3 protein-coding genes and 1 tRNA gene are annotated in these 2,851 nt (G+C 41.6%); 1 reads left to right on the top strand and 3 read right to left on the bottom strand.

The window, feature by feature from the left end:
- From COT43_06400 to COT43_06390, 3 genes are all read right to left on the bottom strand, one after another.
- Window positions 1–1,272, bottom strand: a 1,272-nt coding sequence (locus COT43_06400; protein ID PIS28421.1) for a hypothetical protein, incomplete at its 3' end; no start/stop codon positions are given.
- 190 nt (window positions 1,273–1,462) lie between these two features.
- Window positions 1,463–1,729, bottom strand: a complete 267-nt coding sequence (locus COT43_06395) for an endonuclease (protein ID PIS28422.1) — start codon at window positions 1,727–1,729, stop codon at window positions 1,463–1,465.
- Window positions 1,730–1,733: 4 nt separating this feature from the next.
- Window positions 1,734–1,820: transfer RNA gene (locus tag COT43_06390), tRNA-Ser, on the bottom strand.
- Between the two features lie 91 nt (window positions 1,821–1,911).
- Between COT43_06390 and COT43_06385 the strand changes: the two genes are divergently transcribed.
- Window positions 1,912–2,851, top strand: a 940-nt coding sequence (locus COT43_06385; protein ID PIS28420.1) for a long-chain fatty acid--CoA ligase, incomplete at its 3' end; no start/stop codon positions are given.

Genomic DNA, 2,851 nt, shown 5'->3' with positions numbered 1-2,851 from the left:
ATCGCCTTCGCCAGTTATCCGATACGATGTTGGTCCCTGAATTATCAGCATTGTATCCGGAATCGCAAATAAGCCGTTGCTGTAGATCACGCGCCCTTGAACTTTATCAAAACCCAACGTATCAAATGCACATCCGGTAAAATCTATATCGGCGGTTATTTTCTCTGGCGCTTTTATTTTTCCATCGACGATCAGACTTGTCGAACCATTCAGAAGAGTCTTTTTTTGAATGATCCCCCAGTATAAAAGGTCCAGATTTGTCATTTCTAAATTTGCTGTGATCCCAGAATCGAAATCACCATTTGCGATACCATAGATCGTTTCATCACCCGACATAAAAGACAACGTTTTGACATTAAATATTCGGTTGTGAATCTCACCGATTAGCAATCCGTCTGTCACTTCACGTCCGCGTAATTTTCCCTGAAACTTAATATCTGTATTGATCTCATCTTTTAAAATCGTGACGTTCCCATTCAAACTAATGAAGTCATCTTCTGAAAATATCTTCTCAACGTTCTTTAATCGCTCCGAAAGAACCACATTATCCATCCGAACAGCAAATTCGCCGGAAAACGGCGTCTCAAGTGATATTTTCCCACTCAAGTTTCCAATTGTCGACTTGCTCTTCACCCTGCATCCCTGCACAAAAAGCGAATTGTTGACTTTCAGAATATTTGCGTTTGATAAAGCAATTTCTTCCTGAATCGTCTGTAAAACGGCATGAACACTATCGGCAACTAAACGGATAGAATCGCCTGAAACTTTCAGACCACCCTCGATCCATCCGTCCGATAAAAGCCGTTTGTTAGGATTCCGGCTATCGGTCACAATCAAATCGGCAATGAGGATTCGTTTCAAATCAATCTGTGAAGATGATTTCTGAGATGGTTTTCCAAATAAAAGCGCCAAGGTATCGATAGTCCTGGGATAACCAAATGAAACTGTATCAGCGATAATTGCCTCGATAATCGGATTTTTTCCGATAGCAGACATAAAATGGTAGTCAAGTCTTAGATTTGAAACGGTACCTAATCGGTAATTTGATGGAGTTGATAAAATGATGTTCGTAATCTGAAGATGTTTGAAAATGTTGCCGTCGATTTTGGCGATTTTAACAACCAGTCCGTAACGAGTATAAATCTGTTTGTTAATCTGGGAAATCAGGATTGTTTCCCACCAATTTGTCCAAAAAATGCAAAAAATCCCCAGACTGGACACAAAAAAAATGCCGATGAATATCCAAATCGCTATTTTAATTGATGTTTTCATATTCGATCAAACAATAAGCAATTTAGTTAAGAAGACGAAAATCTCCAAACCTTTACGACGGGCGAAACACTATCAAAATTTCTCTAAAAACCAAAAGTTTATACGATTTAAGTCGGAATAAGTTTTGTAAAGTACTTAGTAAAATCGGCTGAATCGGTAGAGATGCCGGGATTTCCCGCCTGGGGCGGGACTAATCCCGCCGATGGCGGGGCGAACCCGGAATTATTAATTCCTGAAATGCTTTCCCGCCTTTGTAAGACTTAATCTGTACTTCACGCGCTTTTGCTTCTTTTTTTGTCTGGTAAATTTCTGTATAAACCACTTTCATCGGCAGTCGATGACGTAATGATCGTGTTTTCCCACCATTGTGTTCGGAAAGTCTTCGCTCCAAGTCCTCCGTATAACCAATGTAATAGCCAAAATCTTCTTCGCTTTGTAGTATGTAAACCGTAAACATCAAGCGGAGAGGCCGGGATTCGAACCCGGGGTACGATTCCTCGTACAACTGCTTAGCAGGCAGCTGCCTTCAGCCGCTCGGCCACCTCTCCATAAAAAAATCGCTTAGAAAAGCGCGTGAATTTAAGGAAACAATTCATTATATTCAAAGCACTATTCTTTGAGAACATTAGGAGAAAAATTATGAATAATCTAGTTTTACCACATCGTTTCTTTCAAAATGTTAAGGCGTTTTCAGACAAAGCCGCTATGCTGTCCAAAATTGGCGGAACTTTTCGTCCCGTCACTTATTATGAGTTAGGAAACATTGTCCGTGCAATCGCACTGGTTCTGGATTCCTGGGGAATTCGAAAAGGAGACCGCATCGCAATCCTATCGGATAATCGTGAAGAGTGGTACATGTCCGATATGGCTTGCCTTTCTATTGGCGCAATCAGCGTCCCAGTTTATCCAACTCTGTCAGCCTTGCAAATCGGCGAATTGATGAAACATTCCAAACCGCGCGCTATCTTTTTTTCGACACAGGATTTGCTGAAAAAAATTCGCGAATCGGATTACCAGTTCGAGCGAATCATATCCTTCGACAAAATTATCGAAACCAGCGACGTAAATTGGATACAGGATATCATTGAACATGGCAAACAGATCCATGTCGAAAAACCCGAGCGATTTCAAACATTGCTGGATTCTGTAGAAGAAAATGATCTTGCGTGCATCAATTATACATCTGGAACGACCGGTTCGCCCAAAGGCGTTATGCTCTCACACGCAAATTTCGTGAAAGATGTCGATAACAGCGTTAAAATGATCCAGATTTATCCAGAAGATACATTCCTTTCATTTTTACCGTTGAGCCATGTTTTGGAACGGATGGGTGGTTATTATGTCCCGATGTTACTGGGCGCGACGGTTGGCTTCGCCGAAAGCGTCGAAAAAGTAATCGACAATATGTCGGAGGTTCGCCCGACTATTTTGATCAGCGTACCACGACTGTTCGAAAAAATTTATGCGACGGTCATGTCTGGCGTCCAATCGGGGTCGTCAATCAAGAAGAAAATATTCTACTGGGGATTAAAAGCGGGAAAAGAGCGCATGAAGGCGGACATTGAAGGAACAAAACTCG

The organism is Candidatus Marinimicrobia bacterium CG08_land_8_20_14_0_20_45_22, from assembly GCA_002774355.1.
Taxonomy (GTDB): Bacteria; Fidelibacterota; UBA2242; order UBA2242; family UBA2242; genus 0-14-0-20-45-22.
Note: the sequence above shows the minus strand (reverse complement) of the source record. Positions and strands in the feature narration are given on the sequence as shown.

What these genes read in the sequence shown, in the direction of transcription:
- COT43_06395 (PIS28422.1), bottom strand. Translation starts at nt 1,729, where the DNA reads ATGTTTACGGTTTACATACTACAAAGCGAAGAAGATTTTGGCTATTAC.